The sequence below is a fragment of the Pectobacterium parvum genome (genome assembly GCF_020971565.1).
GTDB classification, from domain to species: Bacteria; Pseudomonadota; Gammaproteobacteria; order Enterobacterales; family Enterobacteriaceae; genus Pectobacterium; species Pectobacterium polare.
On sequence record NZ_CP087392.1, the window covers coordinates 1,087,404 to 1,111,339 of the forward strand.

General features: G+C 52.5%; 16 protein-coding genes. 11 read left to right on the forward strand and 5 right to left on the reverse strand.

The window, feature by feature from the left end:
- The first annotated feature begins 3 nt into the window (after nucleotides 1-3).
- Nucleotides 4-225, forward strand: a complete 222-nt coding sequence (locus LOZ86_RS04860) for a DUF3820 family protein (protein ID WP_039486232.1) — start codon at nucleotides 4-6, stop codon at nucleotides 223-225.
- Between the two features lie 92 nt (nucleotides 226-317).
- On the opposite strand, the gene LOZ86_RS04865 is transcribed toward LOZ86_RS04860, so the two are convergent.
- From LOZ86_RS04865 to garD, 4 genes are all read right to left on the reverse strand, one after another.
- Complete coding sequence (locus LOZ86_RS04865) at nucleotides 318-677, reverse strand: FlxA-like family protein (RefSeq protein ID WP_039486230.1); 360 nt, start codon at nucleotides 675-677, stop codon at nucleotides 318-320.
- Nucleotides 678-999: 322 nt separating this feature from the next.
- Nucleotides 1,000-1,425, reverse strand: coding sequence for a FlxA-like family protein (locus LOZ86_RS04870; protein WP_039486228.1), 426 nt, complete (start codon nucleotides 1,423-1,425; stop codon nucleotides 1,000-1,002).
- 164 nt (nucleotides 1,426-1,589) lie between these two features.
- Nucleotides 1,590-3,125, reverse strand: a complete 1,536-nt coding sequence (locus LOZ86_RS04875) for a methyl-accepting chemotaxis protein (RefSeq protein WP_039513242.1) — start codon at nucleotides 3,123-3,125, stop codon at nucleotides 1,590-1,592.
- A 654-nt stretch (nucleotides 3,126-3,779) separates the two neighbouring features.
- Nucleotides 3,780-5,354: a galactarate dehydratase gene (garD, locus tag LOZ86_RS04880; RefSeq protein ID WP_039486224.1), complete on the reverse strand. Its 1,575-nt coding sequence runs from the start codon at nucleotides 5,352-5,354 to the stop codon at nucleotides 3,780-3,782.
- A gap of 543 nt (nucleotides 5,355-5,897) precedes the next feature.
- Here garD and LOZ86_RS04885 point away from each other — a divergent pair.
- The 6 genes from LOZ86_RS04885 to LOZ86_RS04910 all read left to right on the forward strand — a co-directional run bounded on the left by LOZ86_RS04885 (nucleotide 5,898) and on the right by LOZ86_RS04910 (nucleotide 13,841).
- Entirely contained in the window at nucleotides 5,898-7,250 is a 1,353-nt protein-coding gene (locus tag LOZ86_RS04885; RefSeq protein ID WP_039486222.1) for an MFS transporter, read from the forward strand.
- A gap of 739 nt (nucleotides 7,251-7,989) precedes the next feature.
- On the forward strand, nucleotides 7,990-9,327 hold the full coding sequence (locus LOZ86_RS04890) for an enolase C-terminal domain-like protein (RefSeq protein ID WP_039486221.1): 1,338 nt from the start codon (nucleotides 7,990-7,992) through the stop codon (nucleotides 9,325-9,327).
- Between the two features lie 36 nt (nucleotides 9,328-9,363).
- On the forward strand, nucleotides 9,364-10,704 hold the full coding sequence (gene gudD / locus LOZ86_RS04895) for a glucarate dehydratase (RefSeq protein ID WP_230242911.1): 1,341 nt from the start codon (nucleotides 9,364-9,366) through the stop codon (nucleotides 10,702-10,704).
- A gap of 69 nt (nucleotides 10,705-10,773) precedes the next feature.
- A complete protein-coding gene (garL, locus tag LOZ86_RS04900; RefSeq protein WP_039486217.1) occupies nucleotides 10,774-11,544 on the forward strand; it encodes a 2-dehydro-3-deoxyglucarate aldolase in 771 nt (256 codons plus the stop codon).
- Nucleotides 11,545-11,633: 89 nt separating this feature from the next.
- Complete coding sequence (gene garR / locus LOZ86_RS04905; RefSeq protein WP_039486215.1) at nucleotides 11,634-12,518, forward strand: 2-hydroxy-3-oxopropionate reductase; 885 nt, start codon at nucleotides 11,634-11,636, stop codon at nucleotides 12,516-12,518.
- Nucleotides 12,519-12,695: 177 nt separating this feature from the next.
- The gene (locus tag LOZ86_RS04910) at nucleotides 12,696-13,841 is read left to right on the forward strand and encodes a glycerate kinase (protein WP_230242912.1); all 1,146 of its coding nucleotides are present in this window, start codon (nucleotides 12,696-12,698) and stop codon (nucleotides 13,839-13,841) included.
- 402 nt (nucleotides 13,842-14,243) lie between these two features.
- Here LOZ86_RS04910 and barA read toward each other — a convergent pair whose 3' ends face one another.
- Nucleotides 14,244-17,039, reverse strand: coding sequence for a two-component sensor histidine kinase BarA (barA, locus tag LOZ86_RS04915; RefSeq protein WP_230242914.1), 2,796 nt, complete (start codon nucleotides 17,037-17,039; stop codon nucleotides 14,244-14,246).
- 101 nt (nucleotides 17,040-17,140) lie between these two features.
- On the opposite strand from barA, the gene rlmD reads away from it, so the two are divergent.
- The 4 genes from rlmD (at nucleotide 17,141) to pyrG (ending at nucleotide 23,872) form a co-directional block, all read left to right on the forward strand.
- Nucleotides 17,141-18,490, forward strand: a complete 1,350-nt coding sequence (gene rlmD, locus LOZ86_RS04920; protein ID WP_039513238.1) for a 23S rRNA (uracil(1939)-C(5))-methyltransferase RlmD — start codon at nucleotides 17,141-17,143, stop codon at nucleotides 18,488-18,490.
- Between the two features lie 53 nt (nucleotides 18,491-18,543).
- Nucleotides 18,544-20,778: a GTP diphosphokinase gene (gene relA, locus LOZ86_RS04925; protein ID WP_039513235.1), complete on the forward strand. Its 2,235-nt coding sequence runs from the start codon at nucleotides 18,544-18,546 to the stop codon at nucleotides 20,776-20,778.
- A 432-nt stretch (nucleotides 20,779-21,210) separates the two neighbouring features.
- Entirely contained in the window at nucleotides 21,211-22,008 is a 798-nt protein-coding gene (gene mazG / locus LOZ86_RS04930) for a nucleoside triphosphate pyrophosphohydrolase (protein WP_039486205.1), read from the forward strand.
- A gap of 226 nt (nucleotides 22,009-22,234) precedes the next feature.
- The gene (gene pyrG / locus LOZ86_RS04935) at nucleotides 22,235-23,872 is read left to right on the forward strand and encodes a glutamine hydrolyzing CTP synthase (protein ID WP_039486203.1); all 1,638 of its coding nucleotides are present in this window, start codon (nucleotides 22,235-22,237) and stop codon (nucleotides 23,870-23,872) included.
- Nucleotides 23,873-23,936: the final 64 nt, after the last annotated feature.

A 23,936-nucleotide genomic window follows, 5' to 3' on the forward strand; every position in this document is an offset into this window, starting at 1 on the left:
CGGATGGAAAAAGAAGACCTGATAGACATTGCCACGATGCAGATGCCCTTTGGTAAATACAAAGGGCGAGTGCTGATTGATTTACCGGAAGAGTACCTGCTGTGGTTCTCCCGCAAGGATGAATTTCCTAAAGGTCGCTTAGGGGAATTGATGCAGATTACGCTGGCAATCAAGATAGAAGGTCTGCAAGGGTTGGTCACGCCGCTGAAGCGATCCCGTTCCTGATTACCCACTTCCTGCCACACCCTCTGACGAAAAAAGGTCGCTTCAATGAAGCGACCTTTCACGTTGACTGACTACCCCATCCCTGACGCAGACTACACGTAAATATTAATCTGGTTATCTTCTGTCGGGCGGTTAACGCCTTCTTGTTTAGCACTTTGAGTCGAAGCAGAGGAATCAGACTGTTGTTCCGATCCTTCACTCTGCAAACGGGCAATTTGCGCCTGTAGCATCTGGATCTGCGCCTGAATGGTCTGTTGCTGTTGCTCGATCTGCTTACGTTCTTCGTCGCTCTCTGCGCTGGAAGCGGATTCGGCCAGCTTACTGACCTGTTTGGTTAGCGTTTGGAGCTGCTTGTTGAGCTGTGCAACTTGTTGCTCCGAAGTGCTGCTACTGCTTTTACTGCTGCTTGCCGTGGTTGTCGATACGCTGATACTGCTGATGGTGTTTGACATTTTCCCTCCTGAAAAGATGCCGATGTACCCGTCATACTTCAAGTTGCATGTGCGTTGGCTACGTTTAGTCACCCGAATCACTTACTTGTGTAAGCTCATCGGGATTCCCTCGCTTGCCGCCTGCCTGAAACTCGAATTATTTAGGGTTTATACCCGAATGGCTTGGGCTACATGCCTGTGCATCAGCAATTTAAGCACTTTCTCGAAGGGGATATTGTTGGCAATGAAACATGAAATACTCACTTTCCTGACAGCTCATGTAACAAAATGTATCAGTCAGGAAAGAGAGAGAAAAAAGAGGGGAATACGCCAGATATTGCAGTTAGACGTAGATATCAACACCGCCGTTTTTGTCTTTATTTGCAGTTTGTTGTGATGTTGATTTTGATTCTGCTTCCATCGCTTTCTTTTCAGCTTCTTCTTTTTGGATGCGGGCAATTTCGGCATAGAGCGCCTGAATTTGCGCCTGGATCATCTGCTGCTGCTGTTTGATGAGTTTGCGCTCATCTTCACTTTGCGCAGTGCTGGCCGACTCGCCCAGTTCTTTTAGCTTTTTAGTCAGCTGTTTGATCTGATGTTGTATTGCGGCAATTTTTTGTTGAGCACCACTACTGCCAGCAGGCGCAGCCTTACTCTCATTAGTCGACGCAGCTTTATTTTCTGTATTAGATGCAGACTTACTGGCCGTAGAGGCCAACGGGACTGTTGACACCGTATTCATTGTAATCCGGCTGATATCATTGGACATCACTTCCTCCTGAAATAGGTCAGTTCTCCGATCACTATCGGCTGTGTCACTCTTTTCTTTACGAAAAACTTACAAAACGTGAGGGGCGATGCGTTTGCTCGAAGGGAAGAAAAGGGGAAAGGGCGCTTTCCACGCCCTTGCCGCAATGGATGAGATGACGTCAGTTAACTACCGTACACGTTAATCGCGCTATTCAGCCGCCTTGCCTGAAGGTTGAGCCCTTCAGCAGCTTCTGTGGAGTGGGTAACCATATCGGTGTTGCGCTGCGTCATTTTTTCTATCTGTGCAATAGAGGTATTGATCAGGCCCAATGCCGAGGTTTGCTCATGCGTTGCGTTGCTGATCTCTTTGATCATGGTGGAGACCTGCAAGACTTCATCAACGATGTCGCTGATATGTTTGCCCGCATTCTCGACCATTGTGCTGCCCTGTTTCACACTTTGGACGTTAGCATCGATCAACGTTTTAATCTCTTTGGCCGCAGAGGCGGAATGCTGCGCCAGATTGCGAACCTCAGCGGCTACCACTGCAAACCCGCGTCCTTGTACGCCAGCACGAGCGGCTTCAACGGCCGCATTCAGCGCAAGGATGTTGGTCTGGAAGGCAATACTGTCTATCACGCCAATGATATCAACGATTTTATCGCTGGCGCTGGAGATGGAATCCATCATGCCGATGGTTTCCTTCATGATATTGCCACCTTTAAACGCGGTGCTGCTGGCGGCTTCTGCCATGGTGGTGGCCTGTGCTGCCGTTTCTGCACTCTGCTGCACGGCAACGGTAATTTCTTCAATGGCAGCGGCAGTTTGTTGCAGATTGGCCGATGTCTCTTCCGTGCGGGTATTCAGGTCGACGTTGTTTTCCGCCAGCTTATGGCTGACCTTGGTGATGCCGTTTACCTGTGTACTGACGTCGTCGACAAGCGAATGCAGGTTTAGGCCAAACTGGTTAACAGAGCGTAGCAGCAAGCCAATTTCGTCGACCCGGTTCAGGTGGACATGCTTTACTTTACGGCCCGATACCACATGCTGAGCCTGCTTCATTATCATCCTGATCGGCTGTGCAATTTGCTGTTGCAGAAACTGATCCGTGATGACGATGAGTAATAGCGTCAGTGCCAGTAGCCACAGTGGATTCATGCCATTGAAAGCAAGTAGTGCAGGAATGAGTCCCACTGCTAAGACGGCTAAACGCAAGCGCCAGCGGACTGACAATTTTTGCAAGAGCGACAGTGGCGAAAAGAGTCCGGTGCGAACGACTAATCCTTTGTAGAACTTACGGCTGCCCGCCTGTTTTTTCTGCACGGCGCTATACAGCGTTTCGGCATACTTGATTTCTTCTGCGTTGGGCGTGTTACGTACTGAGATATAGCCTGCGAGCTGCTCCTGCTGGTAGACCGGCGTAACGTTGGCGCGAACCCAGTAGTGGTCACCGTTGTTGCGACGATTTTTAACTAACCCAGTCCAGCTATCGCCTTGTTTCAGCGTAAACCACATGTCGGCATAGGCTTCAACGGGCATGTCGGGATGGCGCACAATATTGTGAGGCTGGTTGATGAGCTGCTCTTCGGAAAAACCACTAACCGCAATGAAGGCAGAGTTGGCATAGGTGATGTGGCTGTGAATATTTGTCGTGGACATCAATATGGTGTCCATGTCTAACAGATACTCCTGCTGTGTAACAGGTGTATTTAATCTCATTAGAAACCCCGGCGTACGTATCCCGCTCAGTTTCCAGGTTCAGACACGCTGGCCGCTTTTCTCGCCTCAGACACTCTGGTTATTACAGAGGCTGAAACGCCGTGTCGCTGCCGAATGGTTCGTCCCGTGAAATCTGTCAGGCATATTGCTGTGTAAATATTCAAGTTATTCAAATGGGTATACTGAAATTTTTTGGGTGACTCGTTCATTTATATAAAATAATGTTATGCATTATTTATAATGGGCGGCCTATTTACCCTATATTGTGCGTGATGGCGATTTTGTAACAAATGTTTCATCAGTATTAGCACGCTTTTTCAGCAGGTGTAAATTTATTATGAGGTCGATTATCCTGTCAATTGATTCATTTTATTGGCAATAAATAATCAGGAAAAAAATGATAGGAAATAGGTGATTAGAACATGGAATTTTTACTTGAAATGTGTTTTATATGATAACTATTGACGATTAGGAAAAATCACTTGTTAATTTTCTGTGTATTTTATTTTCCTAAATGAAGCCAATTGTTGCTGTCTTGCTGTTTATTCTTTTAATTACCGTCTTTCTTTCATTTTTATTACTGCTGAATTTATTGTAGATCAAATAACGCGATCCGCAGACCAGATAATGACGCTGGCCTGCGGAGAACGGTAATCAGGTTACCGGCGCTGGATTGAAGACGGCCAGGGCGTTATGCAGCCCCCACTGATCGGACCAGGTTTTTTTCCTGCCGCTGGCGATATCCAAAATGAAGTGGAAAAGCTGCCAGCCTACGTCTTCGATCGTGGCCTCTCCGGTAGCAATGGTTCCGGCATCAATATCCATCAGATCGTGCCAGCGGTTTGCCAATGCGGTTCGGGTCGCCATTTTGATGACGGGGACAGCCAGCAGGCCATAAGGGGTACCGCGACCGGTGGTGAAGACCTGCACGGTGATACCAGAAGCGAGCTGCTGGGTGCCGCACACGAAGTCGCTGGCCGGTGTTGCGGCGTAAATCAAGCCACGTTTGGTTGGGCGCTGTCCGGGGGACAGGACTTCGACAATCGCGCTGGTGCCGGATTTGGCGATGGAACCCAGCGCTTTTTCCACCACGTTCGCGAGGCCACCTTTTTTATTGCCCGGCGATGGGTTGGCGCTACGGTCGGTCTGGCCACTGTCGAGATAATTATCGTACCAGGCCATTTCTTCCAGCAGGCGTTTACCGACTTCTTCATTGATGACGCGTGGTGTTAACAGATGAATGGCATCGCGCACTTCGGTCACTTCGGAGAACATGACGGTTGCACCGCAGCGAACCAAGAGATCGGAGGCAAAACCAACGGCTGGGTTTGCGGTGACGCCGGAGAAAGCATCGCTGCCGCCACACTGCATGCCGACAACCAGCTCAGAGGCCGGACAGGTTTCACGCTGACGTTTGTTCAACCGTTGCAGGTGCTTGTCTGCCATCGTCAGAATGTCATCCACCATCGATCTGAAACCAACGTGGTGTTCATCCTGCAAGCGGACAATGCTGGTGTCGTCGAGGGAGATGGCTTGTACATCAGGCGTCCCTTCCAGCAGGCGCTCCGGCTGTAATTTTTCACAGCCCAGGCCGACCACCAGTATCTCGCCGCCAAAATTCGGGTTCAGCGCCAGATTGTGAATGGTACGGATGGGAACCACCGCAGCAGGGGCATTGATTGCCACGCCACAGCCATAAAGATGGTTGAGTGCGACCACGCCATCCACATTGGGATATCTCGGCAATAAGTCTCGCTCGATAATTTTGACGACATAGTCCACCACGCCCGCGACGCAGTGTACGCTGGTGGTAATGCCCAACAGGTTTTTCGTCCCTACGCTGCCATCGGCATTGCGGTAACCTTCAAAGGTGTAGCCTTCCAGCGCAGGCAGCGTGGGGGGGATTTTGGTCGCCAGCGGCAGGGTGTCCAGCGCGGGAGCCTGAGGCAACTCGACCAGCGATTCATCGATCCAGCTTCCCTTGGCAATATCCCGCAGCGCATACCCGATAATTTCACCATAGCGGATGATGGCACCTGATTTTGCGATATCCACAAGGGCCACTTTGTGACCTTGCGGAACATGCTCAATTAATTCCAGATCATCATTAAAACGGGTTCCAGCACGTAAGCCATTATTATTAACAACAATGGCAACATTATCAGAATCGTGAACCTTAATATAAAGTGGCTGCTCTTGTGCAGCATTACTTTCTGATTTATCTGACATGATGCAAGCCTTTATTATTGGTTTATCAGAAACGCAGTGGTAATGATTACCACGCTATTATTTCATTGCTCGCTAACGAGTATACGTGAGGTTCTCTTCTCGTACATTATGCAATTGACCTAAGCCAGCGCTTTTTGTTTCTTATTTATCAGGCGAAGACCCAATTTTTGGTGAGTTTGATCACATTCTGACTGCGCACGGTTTTTCAGGAGGAAATAACAATAATGTGTATAAATGTAAAAAGAGAAAGGCGGTGTTTTTCGTGAAATACCTCGCATTATATAGGGCAAGTGCACCAACATATTCAAAAGGACATTTTTAATGTTGTGCTTTTAGCTAGTGAGCAGTCAGTGGGTAAAAATTATAATGTTCCTGCGAGTTGAAGATGTCAGCTAATTACTCTGATGCTATATAGCCTGGCTATTCGCAAAAAAAATAAAAATGGGAATGTTAACTATCCACTGATCTTCATTCTGATAACCCTACACCGTTATCTGTTATTCGGAATGAATGAGCGAACCGCGATTGAAGCAGGAGTTCATCATGAATACAGTAAGCTCAGCAGCTGGCGCGATACAAAAGAGAACAAACGCCCGCTACTGGATTGTCGTGATGTTGTTTATTGTCACGTCATTTAACTATGGAGACCGCGCGACCTTGTCCATTGCTGGTTCAGCAATGTCTAAGGAAATTGGGTTGGACGCGGTGGGGATGGGTTATATCTTCTCAGCGTTCTCCTGGGCGTATGTTATTGGACAAATACCTGGGGGCTGGCTGCTCGATCGCTTTGGCTCAAAGAAAGTCTACTTCTACAGTATCTTAACCTGGTCGATTTTTACCTTATTACAAGGCTTTGTCGATATCTTCAGCGGCGCGGGCATCGTTATTTCTCTGTTCCTCCTGCGCTTTATGGTTGGCCTGTGTGAATCACCTTCCTTCCCAGGAAATAGCCGAATTGTGGCTGCCTGGTTCCCTGCACAAGAACGTGGTACTGCCGTCGCGATATTCAACTCGGCACAGTATTTTGCCACGGTCATTTTTGCACCGATCATGGGATGGTTGACGCAGGCAGTAGGTTGGGCACACGTGTTCTGGTTCATGGGCGGGCTGGGTATCATTCTGAGCTTTGTCTGGCTGAAAGTAATCCACGATCCGAAAGATCACCCTGGGGTGAATCAGGCTGAACTGGATTACATCGAAGCCGGTGGTGCCCTGATTAATATGGATGCTAAAGGGACGAAGAAAGCGACCGAGAAAGGCGAAAAATGGCATCAGATCAAGCAATTAATGCAGTCGCGCATGATGCTGGGTGTGTATATCGGTCAATACTGTATTAACGCACTGACCTACTTCTTTATCACTTGGTTCCCGCTTTATCTGGTTCAGGCTCGTGGTATGTCGATCCTCAAAGCAGGATTTGTCGCCTCGGTTCCTGCTATCTGTGGTTTTGTCGGGGGCGTTCTGGGCGGCATTATTTCCGATTACCTGATGCGTCGGACCAATTCCCTGACCTTTGCCCGTAAAACGCCAATCGTTCTCGGTATGTTGCTCTCCATGTCGATGGTGATTTGTAACTACGTTGAAACCGAGTGGGTCGTTATTGCGGTGATGTCTGCAGCCTTCTTCGGCAAAGGCATTGGTGCGCTAGGCTGGGCGGTTATGGCCGATACCGCACCGAAAGAAATCAGCGGGTTGAGCGGTGGACTGTTCAATATGTTCGGTAACGCGTCTGGTATCGTGACGCCGATTGCGATTGGCTACATCATCGGAATGACCGGTTCCTTCAATGGTGGTCTGGTGTATGTCGGGATTCATGCGCTGGTTGCGATCTTCAGCTACCTGTTCATCGTGAAAGATATTAAACGTGTCGAATTGAAGCCGTTCGTTAAGAATTAAGGCCAGTCGTTACCGTATTCGTTTGAATATAGGCAATAACACAAAACGCTGCGCTATCGTACTGATGGCGCAGCGTTTCGCTATATCCCCGTCATACTTCAAGTTGCATATGCGTTGGCTGCGTTCACTCACCCGAATCACTTACCTGAGTAAGCTCATCGGGATTCCTTCTCTTGCCGCCTGCCTGAAACTCGAATTATTTAGGGTATAGATTTGCCATTTATTTATGTCATGGAAAGCTGGGTTTTATCTCTTTGAAATCGGCGTCTGGGAAGACGTATTTCGGTGTTTATAAGGCGGGAATTCGCTTTTCCCGGTTTTCGTGAAACACCTCCCATTGGTCTGTGATAATGACATATTTAATCTGCATTTCGACAGGGAATGCTGTGCTATTGCCCAATGAGTTGTGAAATAAGAAAACTTATACTTTTTACTGAGGTTGGTGAGGCGGTACGAATGACAACACCGCATTCCTGACTGGTTTATTTCAGTAATAACCTGTTTTTATTCTGACAATCTTACAAGCCCTACAAGCATTGTTCAGTTCAAATCAGAGTAAAAACAAGGTCGCGCTAATAAAGTAGGAAAACAACATGAAATCATCTACTGGTGCACCATCCGTTTTTTCTTTCTGTATGACTGAATTATTTTCATCCGCCTCAGCGCGCCCTTGCGTTGTGGCAACCATCGGAAACCTACGCGTCAATCCTGTGCGCGCCATTCATGACGGGAGCCTGTCATGACAAACTTTTCAGCAACGCCTGTGATTACCGACATGAAAGTCATCCCCGTTGCGGGCTATGACAGCATGTTGCTGAACATCGGCGGTGCGCATGGTGCTTACTTCACGCGTAACCTCGTCATTTTAACCGATAGCGCCGGGCATACCGGTGTCGGCGAAGCGCCCGGTGGCGAAGTCATTTACAACACGCTGGTTGAGGCGATTCCCCGAGTGAAAGGCGAGCAAATCGCCCGCATGAACCGTCTGGTTCATGACATTCATGTCGGCAACCAATCTTCTGATTTTGATTCCTTCGGCAAAGGTGCCTGGACGTTTGAGCTGCGCGTGAATGCCGTGGCGGCGCTCGAAGCGGCGTTGCTCGATCTGCTGGGGCAATTCATGGGCGTTCCCGTTGCCGAGCTGCTGGGGCCGGGTAAACAGCGTGATGAAGTCACCGTGCTCGGTTATCTGTTCTACATCGGCGATCGCACGAAGACAGATTTACCTTACTTATCAGGTGAAAAAGGCAAGCATGAGTGGTATCACCTGCGTCATCAGCAGGCGATGGACAGCGAGGCGATTGTGCGTTTGGCCGAAGCCACGACTGACCGCTACGGATTTAAAGATTTCAAACTCAAAGGTGGCGTACTGCCCGGCGAGCAGGAAATCGATGCCGTGAAGGCGCTGAAGAAACGTTTCCCGGATGCACGTATCACCGTCGATCCAAACGGTGCCTGGCTGCTGGATGAAGCGATTGCGTTGTGCAAAGACATGAAGGGCATTCTGACTTACGCGGAGGACCCGTGCGGTGCCGAACAAGGTTTCTCCGGCCGTGAAGTGATGGCGGAATTCCGCCGCGCCACTGGGCTGCCAGTAGCGACCAACATGATTGCCACCAACTGGCGTGAAATGAACCATGCCGTGATGTTACAGGCGGTCGATATTCCGCTGGCCGATCCGCATTTCTGGACGATGCACGGCGCGGTGCGCGTCGCCCAACTGTGTGATGAGTGGGGCCTGACGTGGGGCTGCCATTCCAATAACCACTTCGATATTTCTTTGGCGATGTTCACGCATGTGGGCGCTGCGGCACCGGGTAACCCGACGGCGATTGATACGCACTGGATCTGGCAGGAAGGGCAGCATTTGACCAAAGAGCCGCTGCAAATCGTCAACGGAAAAATTAAGGTGCCGGATCGTCCCGGTCTGGGGATTGAGCTGGATATGGAACAGGTTATGAAAGCCCACGATCTGTACAAAAAATTACCGAGCGGGGCACGTAATGATGCCGTCGCCATGCAGTACCTGATTCCTGGTTGGAAGTTTGATCGTAAACGCCCGGTTTTTGGCCGCTAACCCTACATAGAAAAATTAGAGAGAAAGGATAAGAAAATGACATTGCAAAGTTCAACTCCGGTGATTACCCACATGCAGGTTATTCCGGTTGCAGGTCACGACAGTATGCTGCTCAACCTGAGTGGCGCACATGCACCTTATTTCACTCGCAACATTGTTATTCTGAAAGATAACGCCGGGAATACCGGTGTCGGAGAAATTCCTGGCGGTGAGAAAATCCGTCAGACGCTGGAGGATGCTGCCGCGTTGGTGGTGGGCAAAACGCTGGGCGAATACAAAAACGTGATGACGGCGGTGCGTGCACAGTTCGCCGACCGCGATTCTTCCGGGCGCGGTTTGCAGACGTTCGATCTGCGTACCACTATCCATGTCGTCACGGGGATCGAAGCTGCCATGCTCGATCTGCTGGGGCAATTCCTCAACGTCAGCGTGGCCTCGCTGCTGGGCGTTGGGCAACAGCGTGATGCTGTCGAGATGCTGGGCTATCTGTTCTACATCGGCGATCGTAATAAAACCGACTTGCCTTACCAGAGCCAGACTAATGAGAAATGCGACTGGTATCGTCTGCGTCATGAAGAGGCCCTGACGCCAGAAACCATCGTGCGTCTGGCTGAAGCCGCGTATGAAAAATACGGTTTCAACGATTTCAAACTGAAAGGCGGCGTACTGGCTGGTAGCGAAGAGGCCGAAGCGGTTACCGCGCTGGCGAAACGCTTCCCACAGGCCCGCATCACGCTGGATCCAAACGGTGCCTGGTCGCTGGATGAAGCCATCGGTCTGGGCAAACAGCTGCGCGGCGTGCTGGCGTATGCCGAAGATCCGTGCGGCGCGGAGCAAGGTTTCTCCGGCCGTGAAGTTATGGCGGAATTCCGTCGTGCGACGGGGCTGCCTACTGCGACCAACATGATCGCCACCGACTGGCGGCAGATGGGTCACACTATTTCGCTGCAATCGGTCGATATTCCGTTGGCCGATCCGCACTTCTGGACGATGCAAGGTTCCGTTCGCGTGGCGCAGATGTGCCACGAATGGGGCTTAACCTGGGGTTCTCACTCCAATAACCACTTTGATATTTCATTGGCCATGTTTACTCAGGTCGCCGCGGCGGCACCGGGCAAGATTACGGCGATTGATACGCACTGGATCTGGCAGGAAGGCAATCAACGCCTGACGAAAGAACCGTTGCAGATTGTTGGCGGCATGGTGGAAGTGCCGAAGAAACCGGGTCTGGGCGTTGAGCTGGATATGGACCAGGTGATGAAAGCACATGAACTGTATAAAAACATGGGATTAGGCGCACGTAACGACGCCATGGGAATGCAGTACCTTATTCCTGAGTGGACGTTTGATAATAAACGTCCGTGTCTGGTTCGCTAACGTTCTGATTTTCCGTTTTTTGAGCGCGCCGCTTCAGGCAAGCGGCGCTGGAATGACCGAGGATAAAAAATGAAGACTCCGCTGTTACCTAACCGTTTTCGCCAAGATTTGCTGCAGGGGAAAACGTTGATTGGCTGCTGGTGTGCGCTGGGCAACCCGATTTCAACTGAAGTGCTGGGGCTGGCGGGATTCGACTGGCTGGTGCTGGATGGAGAGCATGCGCCTAACGATATCGTGACGTTTATTCCTCAGCTCATGGCGCTGAAAGGCAGCCACAGCGCGCCTGTTGTCCGTCCGCCGTGCAATGAGCCGATCATCATTAAGCGGCTGCTGGATATCGGGTTCAATAACTTCCTGATTCCCTTCGTGGAAACGGCGGAAGAAGCCGCGCGTGCGGTTGCATCAACCCGTTATCCGCCAGCCGGTATCCGCGGTGTTTCCGTGGCGCACCGTAGCAACAGCTATGGCACCGAACCGGACTATTTCGCCAAGATTAACGACAACATTACCGTCGTGGTGCAAATCGAAAGTCAGGACGGCCTCGACAATCTGGATGCGATTATCGCAGTAGATGGCGTAGACGGCGTGTTTGTTGGCCCGAGCGACCTGTCTGCGGCGCTGGGCTATCTCGGTCAGCCTAACCATCCTGACGTGCAGAAGGCGATCCGCCACATCTTCGATCGTACCGCCGCGCATAACAAGCCGTGCGGCATTCTGGCTCCGGTTGAGGCCGATGCGCGTCGCTATCTGGAATGGGGCGCAAGCTTCGTTGCGGTTGGTAGCGATCTGGGCGTGTTCCGCAGCGCAACACAGGCGCTGAGCGACAAGTACAAGAAGTAATTCATTAATTCCGTGCGAATCGGATCCGCCATGAGGCGGGTTCATCGTGAATTGAAGTGATATCTACATCAGACAATGAGGTTAGGGCGATGAAAATTGGTTTTATTGGATTGGGCATCATGGGAAAACCGATGAGTAAAAATCTGCTGAAAGCAGGTTACTCATTAGTCGTGATGGATCGAAATCTGGACGCGGTCGCGGAAGTGGTTGCGGCGGGTGCTACAGCGGCTGAAACGCCGAAACAGGTTGCAGAGCAGTGCGATGTCATCATCACCATGCTGCCTAACTCTCCGCACGTTAAAGAAGTGGTGCTGGGTGAAAACGGCGTCATCGACGGTGCACGCGCCGGAAGCATTGTGGTGGATATGAGTTCAATCGCCCCGCTTGCCAGCCGTGAAATTGCTACCGCGCTGGCAGCGAAAGAGATCACGATGCTGGATGCGCCAGTCAGCGGTGGTGAGCCTAAAGCGATCGACGGCACGCTGTCCGTGATGGTCGGTGGTGAGAAAGCTCAGTTTGATCGCTGCGTTGAGATTCTGAAATCCATGGCAGGCTCCGTTGTTCATACCGGTGATATCGGTGCCGGTAACGTGACCAAACTGGCGAATCAGGTGATTGTGGCGCTGAACATTGCTGCCATGTCCGAAGCGCTGGTGCTGGCGACGAAAGCAGGCGTTAACCCGGATCTGGTTTATCAGGCGATCCGCGGTGGATTGGCGGGCAGCACCGTGCTGGATGCGAAAGCGCCGATGGTGATGGATCGTAACTTTAAGCCGGGTTTCCGCATCGATCTGCACATCAAGGATTTGGCGAACGCGCTGGATACCTCACACGGCGTTGGTGCTCAGCTGCCGTTAACCGCAGCGGTGATGGAAATGATGCAGGCGCTGAAAGCGGACGATCTGGGATCGGCCGACCACAGTGCGCTGGCGTGTTACTACGAGAAGCTGGCCAAAGTTGAAGTTACGCGATAAGCCGTGAAGCGATAGTCACGAGGCTGGCACAGGATGCCAGCCGACTGGCAGATAATCACTCTGATCTACCTACTGGGTTTCAGGATTTGCTGCCCTGAACGTTGGCAGGTATAAGCGCCGTTTCATGAGCGCGCGGATTATTGATGCAATCGGAACGTTGATGAAATCGGATCGTTTATGAAAATAGTGATCGCACCGGATTCTTATAAAGAAAGCCTGTCTGCACAAGATGTTGCTACGCAGATTGAAAAGGGATTTCGTGAAATATTCCCCGATGCCTGCTATGTCAAATTGCCTGTTGCAGATGGTGGGGAAGGCACCGTTGAAGCCATGGTCGCTGCGACCGATGGCAAGATTGTGAATGTTAAGGTGACAGGGCCGTTAGGCGATAACATCGATGCGTTCTTTGGCCTGTCTGGCGATGAAAAAACGGCTTTTATTGAGATGGCGGCGGCAAGCGGTCTGGAACGTGTGCCTTCGCAACAGCGTAACCCGTTAAAAACGACCAGCTATGGCACGGGCGAGTTGATTCGCTGCGCGTTAGATCACGGTGTTCGGCACTGCATCATCGGGATTGGCGGAAGCGCAACCAATGACGGCGGGTCGGGCATGGTGCAGGCGCTGGGCGCGAAGTTGCTGGATAAGCAGGGCGAACAGATTGGTTTTGGCGGTGGTGAGCTCGACAAACTTGAATGCATCGATATCAGCGAGCTGGATGAGCGTATTAAAAGTTGTCGCTTTGAAGTGGCCTGCGATGTGACTAACCCGTTGACGGGGAAACAGGGCGCATCGGCAATTTTTGGCCCTCAGAAAGGGGCAACGCCGGAGATGATTGAACAGCTGGATAATGCGCTGAAGCATTATGCGGCGGTGATTCGCCACGATCTGGATATGGACGTGGAACACGTTCCCGGTGCGGGCGCGGCGGGTGGTCTGGGCGCGGCGCTACAGGCTTTTTGCGGCGCTGAGCTGCGTCAGGGCATTGAGATTGTCACGGAAGCGTTGGGGCTGGATGAGCTTGTGCGAGATGCCACGCTGGTGATTACCGGGGAAGGGCGTATCGACAGCCAGACGATCCACGGCAAAGTACCGATTGGCGTGGCGCGGATTGCCAAACAGTATAATAAACCGGTGATTGGCATTGCTGGCAGCCTGACGGCAGATGTCGCCGTGGTGCATGAACATGGCCTGGATGCCGTATTCAGCGTGCTTTATAACATCTGCTCACTCGAAGAAGCGCTGGATAATGCGGCAGAGAATGTGCGGATGACGGCACGTAATATCGCTGCCACGATCCGACTGGCGCAGTCGGTATCGCGTTGATCGTCATCGTGATGCGATGGCGCTACGGTTAGTCAGGCCTTTTATCTACACATTTTTATGCAGACTGATAGAGGGTTTCGTGCGCCACAATACGGCTATTTCATGCTACTTCGCAGCACGCGCCCGACACGGGACGGCTCAAACGCCGCTCGCCCCGTGACCCCAGGCTTTCGGCGGGAAATTATGCCGCTGACGCGGTGCCCTCGTCGGTATCTGGCTTAACGGACCGCTTGCGACACGTTCCATACGTGGCGCAAGCTTTCGCCGCGTCCCTGCGGCTCATCCGAAGCCCGCTATCTCCTCAGCATAATTTTTTACGCCGGGTAATAGCAAAGCGCACGAAACTGTCTCCACAGCCACATAAAATATGACGAAGAGACAGGGCTATGCTGGGGATATTGATTACGAATGCATGGGGTTGATATGCGGCTGGGCGGCTTTGTTGACGTTGTCGATTTCGTCCAGCAGCTCCAGCCATTCGGGTTCCAGATCGCTGGCGTGAACACCTTTACGCAGCTGTTGTTCCAAGTAGCGGCAGATGCGTTGCAGGCGCGGAACGCCGCTGTAGCTGCAACTGCCGTGCAGTTTATGAACTAAATCGATGATGTCATCATCCGTCTGACCCTTCAGCACGTTTTCTATCTTCCGCCGAACCTCTGGTAAGAAATTCAATAGCATTTGCAGCAGGTCACGCGCCAGTTCCGGCTTGTTGGCCGCCTGTTGCTGCGCCAGCGCCCAGTCGAGCGATAGCTGGCTATCGTCGTGCTCGTTCAGTAATCCCGTCATATCGCCCCGACTGCGCTTCAACGGATCTTGCCGTGCATGGCGTGTCAGCACGCTTTTCAGCATCTGTTCGTCTATCGGTTTAGCCAGATAGTCATCCATACCTGAACGCAGCAGATGCTCGCGTTCACCCGTCATAGTCTGTGCCGTCACCGCGATGATCGGCGTGGTGGCATGGTGAGGAATCTGACGGATCAGCTCGCTGGCGCAAATGCCGTCCATACCCGGCATCTGAATATCCATGAGGATAATGTCGCACTGATTCAGTTCTGCCTGTGCAATCGCATCTTGTCCGCTTTCGCACAGGATAATCGTCTCGACCTGTTCTTCCAGCAGTGTGCCGATCAGTTTCAGATTAGCGGGATTGTCATCCACCGCCATTACTCTCAGTGGCAGACGGGCAGGATGGTGTACGGCACCCTGATTCGGTGCGGTATCGTCCGGTAGAAAAGAGAGCTGGAACAGCGTGCTGTCTTGTAACAGCGGCAGCAGGCGTGACGTGGCGAGCGGTTTGCTCAGGCAGGCATGTACGCCGAAGGTTTTCAACTGCTCAGCATCCATTTGCGCGAGGCTAGGCAGCGCCAGAATCACACAGGGCGAACGGCGACAGATATCGCGCAGTCTGGGCGTATAGTCGAGCAGAGAGTTGCGATATTGCACGGGAATACCGAGCAGCAGGATATCGAACTCCCCTTCCGGCAGTTGCTCAAACGTCGGGCTGTAGCTCACGATGAGCGGCGTCTGGCTCAGGATATCCAGCGTGGCCTGCGCGGCGAGGGGATGATACTCAACGTAGGCCAGATGTTTGCCTTGCAGCATCGAGTAGGCTGGCTCGGTCGGCATGGCGTGCGGGTTGAGCGGCAGCGTGATGTGGAACCAGAAGGTCGATCCCTTGTTGAGCTGGCTCTGGAAACTGATATCGCCACACATCTCTTTGACCAGACGCTGGGTGATGACCAGCCCGAGACCCGTGCCGCCATGACGGCGCGAAATACTGGTGTCGGCCTGACGGAAAGCCTGGAACAGCTGCGATTGCTGCAACTCGGCGATACCGATGCCGGTATCGCGTATTTGCACCTCTAGCTGCACCTGATGAGGTTCCTGCCGACGCTTCTCCACCCGAATATCGATGTTGCCCTGTTCGGTGAATTTAATCGCATTGCCCAGCAGGTTGGTGATGATTTGCTGTATCCGCAGCGGATCGCCGACAAACTGTTCGGGCACGTCATTCTGAATACTGAGCGTCAGCTCCAATCCTTTTTCATGTGCCGTATGCGCCAGCAGCATCACCACGTCGTCCAGCGTGTTATGCAGCGAGAACGGAATATCCTCCAGCACCAACTTTCCTGCTTCTAGCTTCGAGAAATCCAGCACATCGTTAATAATATTCAGCAGGTTATTGGCGGATCGTTCGATGGTGAGCAGATAGTCCGTCTGCGTGGTGTTCAGCGGCGTCTTCAACGTCTGGCGGGTGAAACCGATCACGCCATTCAACGGCGTTCTCAGTTCGTGCGACATATTTGCCAGAAACTCTGACTTGATGCGCGCGGCTTCCTGCGCGCGCTTTTTGGCTAGATCCAGCTCAACGTTTTGGATCTCCATCTGCTCCAGCGTTTCCCGCAGATCGTAGGTCGCCTGATCGATATTTTGCTGCATCTCTTCGTGGTAGGCGGTCAGCGACATCGCCATCGAGTTGATGCCGTTTTTCAGCATATCCAGCTCGCCGAGCATGTAACCTTCGACCCGGCTATCCAACTGTCCACGGCGAATGCGGTCAACGGTATCCACCATATTACGAATCGGGGTGGTGACATCCCGCATCAGACGATAGGCAAAGATGACGGCGGCACCCAAAGAGAGCAGCAGCAGGAGCGCGGCGATGAAGATTTCCTGATACTGCTGAAGCCGAATGGTGCTGGTATCCAGCTCGATCACCAGATAGCCCATTGGCGTGGCGGTACCGGGCAGCACCGGAGTCGTTCCGCCTGGCATGAATTCGCTGTCATTGACGATCGGCATGTGCAGAATCAGCGCGTCATTCGTGTGGTGCAGGTGCAGTTTATTGTGTGCAAGCGCATCGTTGCTGAGCGACTGCAATGTCACGTTGTTGCGTACGTTGGTGGTCGCCAGGAGCTGATTACGCGCATCGAACACGCTAATGGTACGAATAATCGCAGAGTGGCGGCGATGAAGCGTATTGATTAATGCTGGGATCGTGTCCATCTGGCGATGGGTAATGGCGTAAGCGCTGATGGTCGCCAGCGGCTCAATGATACTGGCGCCTGAATCGGCCAACTGCGACTGCAACTGATTGTAACGATGAATGACGAAGAACGAACTCAGCAGCAGCCCGATCATCAGCGTCGGTGCCAAAATCAGTATCAACATCCGTGCACGAAGACTGTATTTGGTCATGGGGTTCCAATGTGGGAGAATTAGAGGATGCTAGGCACCCTATTATTTAATTTAGTTATCGGGTACAGCCGTTCAACTCAAGAGAAAATCGATAGTACATTATGGCGCAATTCTACTCTCCAAACCGGCGTGTGACGACCCGGAAAGCGATTCCTGCTAAGAACCTCACTGTTACGGTCACGTCGCTTGATCCGTTTGGGCAAGGGGTGGCGCGTCACGAAGGCAAGACGGTGTTTGTCACGGGTGTACTGCCGGGAGAGCAGGCCGACGTTCAGTTGACGGAAGAGAAGCGTCAGTTTTCGCATGCGAAACTGAAACGCCTTCTGACGCCTAGCCCGCAGCGCGTTACGCCGGCGTGTCCGCATTTTACCCGCTGTGGCGGTTGCCAGCAGCAGCACGCGGACATCACGCTACAACAGAGCAGCAAAACGGCTGCATTGATGCGCCTGATGACGCGGGAAACGGGCGCAGAGCTGCCGGAAGCCTCGCTGGTGGCTGGAACACCTTATGCCTATCGGAGGCGCGCGCGGCTTGCGTTATACTTTCAGGCAAAAGAGCAGCGTCTGTTGATGGGCTATAGACAGTCAAATTCTCACGATCTGGTGGATATCAACGCCTGTCCGGTATTGCGCCCCGAGCTTGAAGCGCTGCTGCAACCGCTGCGTGACTGCCTGAACCGATTAAAGGCGGTGAAGCGTCTTGGTCATGTGGAACTGGTGCAGGCGGAAAACGGTCCGCTGCTGGTGCTGAGGCACCTTGATCCACTCCATTCATCGGATCAGCACGCGCTGCGTGATTTTGCCCAGCAGCAGGGCGTTTCGGTTTATCTGGCACCGGATGCCGACTCGCTGACGTGCCTACAGGGTGAAGAGCCGGTTTATCACGTTGCCGGGCTGACGCTGGCCTTTAGCCCGCGCGATTTTATTCAGGTCAATGATGCAGTGAACCAGCAGATGGTCGCGCAGGCGCTGGCATGGCTGGATGTGCAACCGCAGGATAGAATATTAGATCTGTTTTGTGGCATGGGTAACTTCACGCTACCGCTGGCACAGCGTGCCGCCAGCGTCGTTGGTGTAGAAGGGGTAACCGCGTTAGTTGAGAAAGGACGCGAGAATGCCCAACGCAATGGGCTGTCCAATGTCACATTTTTTCACCAAAATCTTGAAGATGACGTCACGCAGCAGCCGTGGGCAGCTCAGGGTTTTGATAAGATATTACTTGATCCGGCACGTGCTGGCGCGGCAGGCGTTATGGAGCAGATAACCAGACTGGCACCTGAACGGGTGGTGTATGTCTCCTGTAACGCCACGACGCTAGCACGCGACAGCAAAGTATTACTGGCCGCAGGTTTTAGGCTGGCGAATGTCGCGATGCTGGATATGTTTCCACATACCGGTCACCTTGAATCGATGGCACTGTTTTTGCACGATACCGGCACGCGAAAGGCGTAACAGGCAGCAAAGCGGCGTCGTTTGCAAGGTGAAGGGTAACGTAGGGAGAAATTATGGTTGCGGTAAGAAGTGCGCATTTGAATACGGCAGGTGAATTTGTCCCTGACGCGTGGATTGCTTCACTGGGTATTTCCAGCCAGCAATCGTGTGAACGTTTAGCCGAAACCTGGCGTTACTGTGAGCAGCAAACGCAAGATCACGCCGATGCGTCGCTACTGCTGTGGCGCGGCATTGAAATGGTGGAAATCCTGTCCACGCTCAGCATGGACAATGACAGCATGCGCGCGGCGCTGCTCTTTCCGCTGGCCGATGCGAACGTGGTCGATGAGGCGACGCTGGAAGCCGCGTTTGGTAAAAACATCGTTGATTTGGTGCATGGCGTGCGCGATATGGATGCAATCCGCCAGCTCAAAGCGACGCAGAATGATTCCGGCGCGTCTGAGCAGGTCGATAACATCCGCCGCATGCTGTTGGCGATGGTGGAAGATTTCCGCTGCGTGGTGATCAAGCTCGCGGAGCGGATTGCGCACCTGCGTGAAGTGAAGGATGCCCCGGAAGAAGAACGGGTATTGGCGGCCAAAGAGTGTACCAATATCTACGCGCCGCTGGCGAACCGCCTGGGTATCGGCCAGTTGAAGTGGGAGCTGGAGGATTTCTGCTTCCGCTATCTGCATCCTGATGAATATAAAAAAATCGCCAAGCTGCTGCACGAGCGCCGTATCGATCGCGCGCAGTACATTGACGATTTTGTCAAAACGCTGCGCAACGCGATGAAAGAAGAGGGCGTGCAGGCGGAGATCTATGGTCGTCCCAAGCATATCTACAGCATCTGGCGCAAGATGCAGAAGAAGGCGCTGTCGTTCGATGAGCTGTTCGATGTGCGAGCGGTGCGTATCGTCGTTGAGCGCTTGCAGGACTGCTACGGCGCGCTCGGTATCGTGCATACCCACTATCGTCATCTGCCTGACGAGTTTGACGACTACGTCGCTAACCCTAAACCAAACGGCTATCAGTCCATCCACACCGTGGTGTTAGGGCCGGGCGGGAAAACGCTCGAAATCCAGATCCGCACGCGGCAGATGCATGAAGATGCCGAACTGGGCGTGGCGGCACACTGGAAATACAAAGAAGGTACCTCCGTGGGCGGGCGTTCCGGCTACGAAGGCCGCATTGCCTGGCTGCGTAAGCTGCTTGCCTGGCAGGAGGAAGTGGCGGATTCGAATGACGTACTGGACGAAGTTCGCAGCCAGGTGTTTGACGACCGGGTTTATGTCTTTACGCCGAAAGGCGATGTGGTGGATCTCCCCACGGGCTCCACGCCGTTGGATTTTGCCTATCACATCCACAGTGATATCGGGCACCGCTGCATCGGGGCGAAAATCGGCGGACGTATCGTGCCGTTTACCTACCAGCTGCAAATGGGCGATCAGATTGAAATCATCACCCAGAAGCAACCGAACCCGAGCCGTGACTGGCTGAACCCGAATCTGGGGTATATCACCACCAGCCGCGGACGTTCGAAGATTCAGAACTGGTTCCGTAAGCAAGATCGCGACAAGAATATTCTAGCGGGTCGACAGATCCTGGATGACGAACTGGCGCATCTGGGTGTCAGCCTGAAAGCAGCGGAAAAACTGCTGCTGCCACGCTACAACGTGAATTCGCTGGATGAGTTACTGGCTGCTATCGGCGGCGGTGATGTTCGCCTGAACCAGATGGTGAATTTCCTGCAATCACAGCTAAAACAGCCGAGTGCGGAAGAGCTGGATCGTGAAGCGCTGCGCCAGCTGACGCAAAAATCGCATCAGCCAGCAGCACGTAACACGAAGGACAACGGCCGCGTGGTGGTAGAAGGTGTAGGCAATCTGATGCACCACATTGCCCGCTGCTGCCAGCCGATTCCGGGTGATGAGATCACCGGGTTCATCACGCGAGGCCGGGGGATTTCGATTCACCGTGCGGACTGTGAACAGTTGGACGAACTGCGCGCCAGCTCGCCGGAACGCATTGTCGATGCCGTCTGGGGCGAAAGCTACTCCAGCGGCTATTCGCTGGTGGTGAGGGTGATTGCTAACGATCGCAGCGGGTTGCTGCGAGATATCACCACGATTCTGGCGAATGAGAAGGTCAATGTACTGGGCGTCGCCAGCCGTAGCGACACCAAGCAGCAACTGGCAACGATTGATATGGACATCGAGATCTACAACCTGCAAGTGCTGGGTCGCATTCTGGCGAAGCTCAACCAACTTCCGGATGTGATTGACGCGCGGCGCCAGCAAGGCGCGTAACACTTGCCAACGTTCCTTTCAGTGGCTGTCTTTTAGACGCAAATGATGTAGAAAGTAAGCTTCGTTGGTTGTTCTCTGGCGTAAAAAATTATGCTGAGGAGATAGCAGGCTTAGGATGAGCCGCATGGATGCGGCGAAAGCTTACGCCACGTCGGGAACGTGTCGCAAGCGGTCCGTAAAGCCTGATACCGACGAAGGTATCGCGTAGCGACATAATTTCCGCCGAAAGCCTAGGGTCACGGGGCGAGCGGCGTTTGAGCCGTCCCGTGTCGGGCGCGTGCTACGAGATAGCATGAAAATGGCGGTATTGTGGCGCACGAAACCATTTCTACATCTGCATAAAAATGTGGCTAAGAGACTGTTCACCGCGAAGGTGTGGGATACAGGCGTTGGCGCACATTATTTCCTGTTTATTTTATAATCGAGAACTCAATGAACGTATCCTCCGTCGAGCGCCTGCTCGCCATCATGAAAACCCTCCGCGATCCTGAAAATGGTTGTCCGTGGGATAAGGAACAGACGTTTGACACCATCGCGCCTTATACGTTGGAAGAAACGTATGAAGTGCTGGATGCCATCAGCCGTCAAGATTTCGATGATTTGCGCGGTGAGCTAGGGGATTTGCTGTTTCAGGTGGTGTTTTACGCGCAAATGGCGCAGGAAAAGGGCTTGTTCGATTTCTCTGATGTGTGTAACGCCATCAGCGACAAGCTGGAACGTCGCCACCCGCATATTTTCGGCGATCTGACGCTGACGGACAGCGATGCCGTGCTGGCCAAGTGGGAACAGACCAAAGCGCAGGAGCGTGCGGAGAAAGATCGTCATTCGCCGTTGGATGACATTCCAGATGCGCTGCCTGCCCTGATGAAAGCGCAAAAAATTCAGCAGCGTTGTTCGTCTGTGGGCTTCGATTGGGACAGCCTGGGCCCGGTGCTCGACAAAGTGTATGAAGAGATCGATGAGGTGATGTTTGAGGCGCGGCAAGCCGTTGTCGATGAAGAAAAATTAGGTGAAGAGATTGGTGATTTATTGTTCGCTACAGTCAATCTCTCTCGTCACTTGGGACACAAGGCTGAGAATGCATTGCAGGCGGCAAATCGCAAGTTTACTCGTCGTTTTCGTGAGGTAGAACAAATCGTTACGGCATCGGGAAAAACGCTGGAACAGGCGACGCTGGATGAAATGGAAGCCGCATGGCAGCAGGTGAAAAAACAGGAAATAGGCCATTAATCCATTTTTAATCACAAACCGTATTTTTATCGATTTTAATGAGTTTATTATATTGTTATTAAAGGTAATTATTGGTTGTGGTGAGGGCGGTTTTACTTCACCTTCGAGGGTGTTGGAATCGCCACATTGTGTAAAACGAACATTTGTGGCGTTCATCAGGTTCAGGTATACTACTTTCCCGTCTTGGTACCTCCATCGTCTTTAAACCTAAACTCTCAGGTTCAGCATGACAACTAATTATATTTTTGTGACCGGCGGGGTCGTTTCCTCTCTGGGTAAAGGCATTGCCGCAGCCTCTCTGGCGGCTATTCTTGAAGCCCGTGGCCTCAACGTTACCATCATGAAACTGGACCCGTACATCAACGTGGATCCGGGCACGATGAGCCCGACGCAGCACGGTGAAGTGTTTGTCACCGAAGACGGCGCCGAAACCGATCTGGACTTGGGTCACTACGAGCGGTTCATCCGCACTAAAATGTCGCGCCGCAACAACTTCACCACTGGTCGTATCTACTCTGATGTCCTGCGCAAAGAGCGTCGTGGTGACTATCTGGGCGCGACTATTCAGGTGATCCCACATATCACCAACGCGATTAAAGAGCGCATCATTGAAGGTGGCGAAGGCCACGATGTCGTTCTGGTCGAAATCGGCGGTACCGTCGGCGATATCGAATCTTTGCCGTTCCTTGAAGCGATTCGGCAGATGGCGGTGCAAGTGGGCCGCGAACACACGCTGTTTATGCACCTGACGCTGGTGCCGTATCTGGCGGCGGCGGGCGAAGTGAAAACCAAGCCGACACAGCACTCCGTTAAAGAACTGCTTTCCATCGGTATTCAGCCTGACGTGCTGATTTGCCGTTCCGACCGCACTGTGCCGGCCAACGAGCGTGCAAAAATTGCTTTATTCTGTAATGTGCCAGAAAAAGCAGTAATCTCCCTTAAAGACATTGATTCGATTTATAAAATCCCGTCGCTATTGAAATCACAGGGGCTGGACGATTATATTTGTAAACGATTCAGCTTGAACTGTCCCGAAGCCAACCTGTCAGAATGGGAACAGGTTGTGTATGAAGAAGCGAATCCGGGCGGTGAAGTCACTATCGGTATGGTCGGCAAATATGTTGCGCTGCCGGATGCCTACAAATCCGTTATTGAAGCCCTGAAACACGGCGGGTTGAAGAACCGTCTGACGGTAAATATCAAGCTGATCGACTCACAGGATGTTGAAACCCGTGGCGTCGAAGTATTGAAAGATTTAGACGCTATTCTGATTCCGGGCGGTTTTGGCTATCGTGGCGTCGAAGGGAAAATCATGTCGGCGCGTTACGCCCGTGAGAACAATATCCCTTATCTGGGCATTTGCCTGGGTATGCAGGTCGCATTAATGGAATTTGCTCGCAACGTTGCCGGGATGGAAGGCGCAAACTCAACGGAGTTTGTGCCAGACTGTAAGTACCCAGTGGTTGCGTTGATCACCGAATGGCGTGATGAGAACGGTGAAGTTGAAATCCGTGATGAAGCCAGCGATCTGGGCGGCACCATGCGCGTTGGTGGGCAGCAATGCCATCTGACCGAAGGCAGTCTGGTGCGTCAGATGTACGGTGAGCAGACGATTATCGAACGTCACCGTCATCGTTATGAAGTTAACAACATGCTGTTGAAACAGATTGAAGCGGCGGGATTACGGGTTGCTGGTCTTTCCGCCGACCGCAAACTGGTGGAGATTGTTGAATTACCCGATCATCCCTGGTTCGTTGCCTGCCAATTCCACCCGGAATTCACGTCAACGCCGCGAGATGGACATCCCCTGTTTGCCGGCTTTGTGAAAGCCGCTGGCGCGTACCAGAAGCGTCAGATGAAGTAAGAGTTATATCAGCAACGCGCGATCGCTATCGCGCGTTGTTCGTCTAGGGTTTTAGTTCTATCTA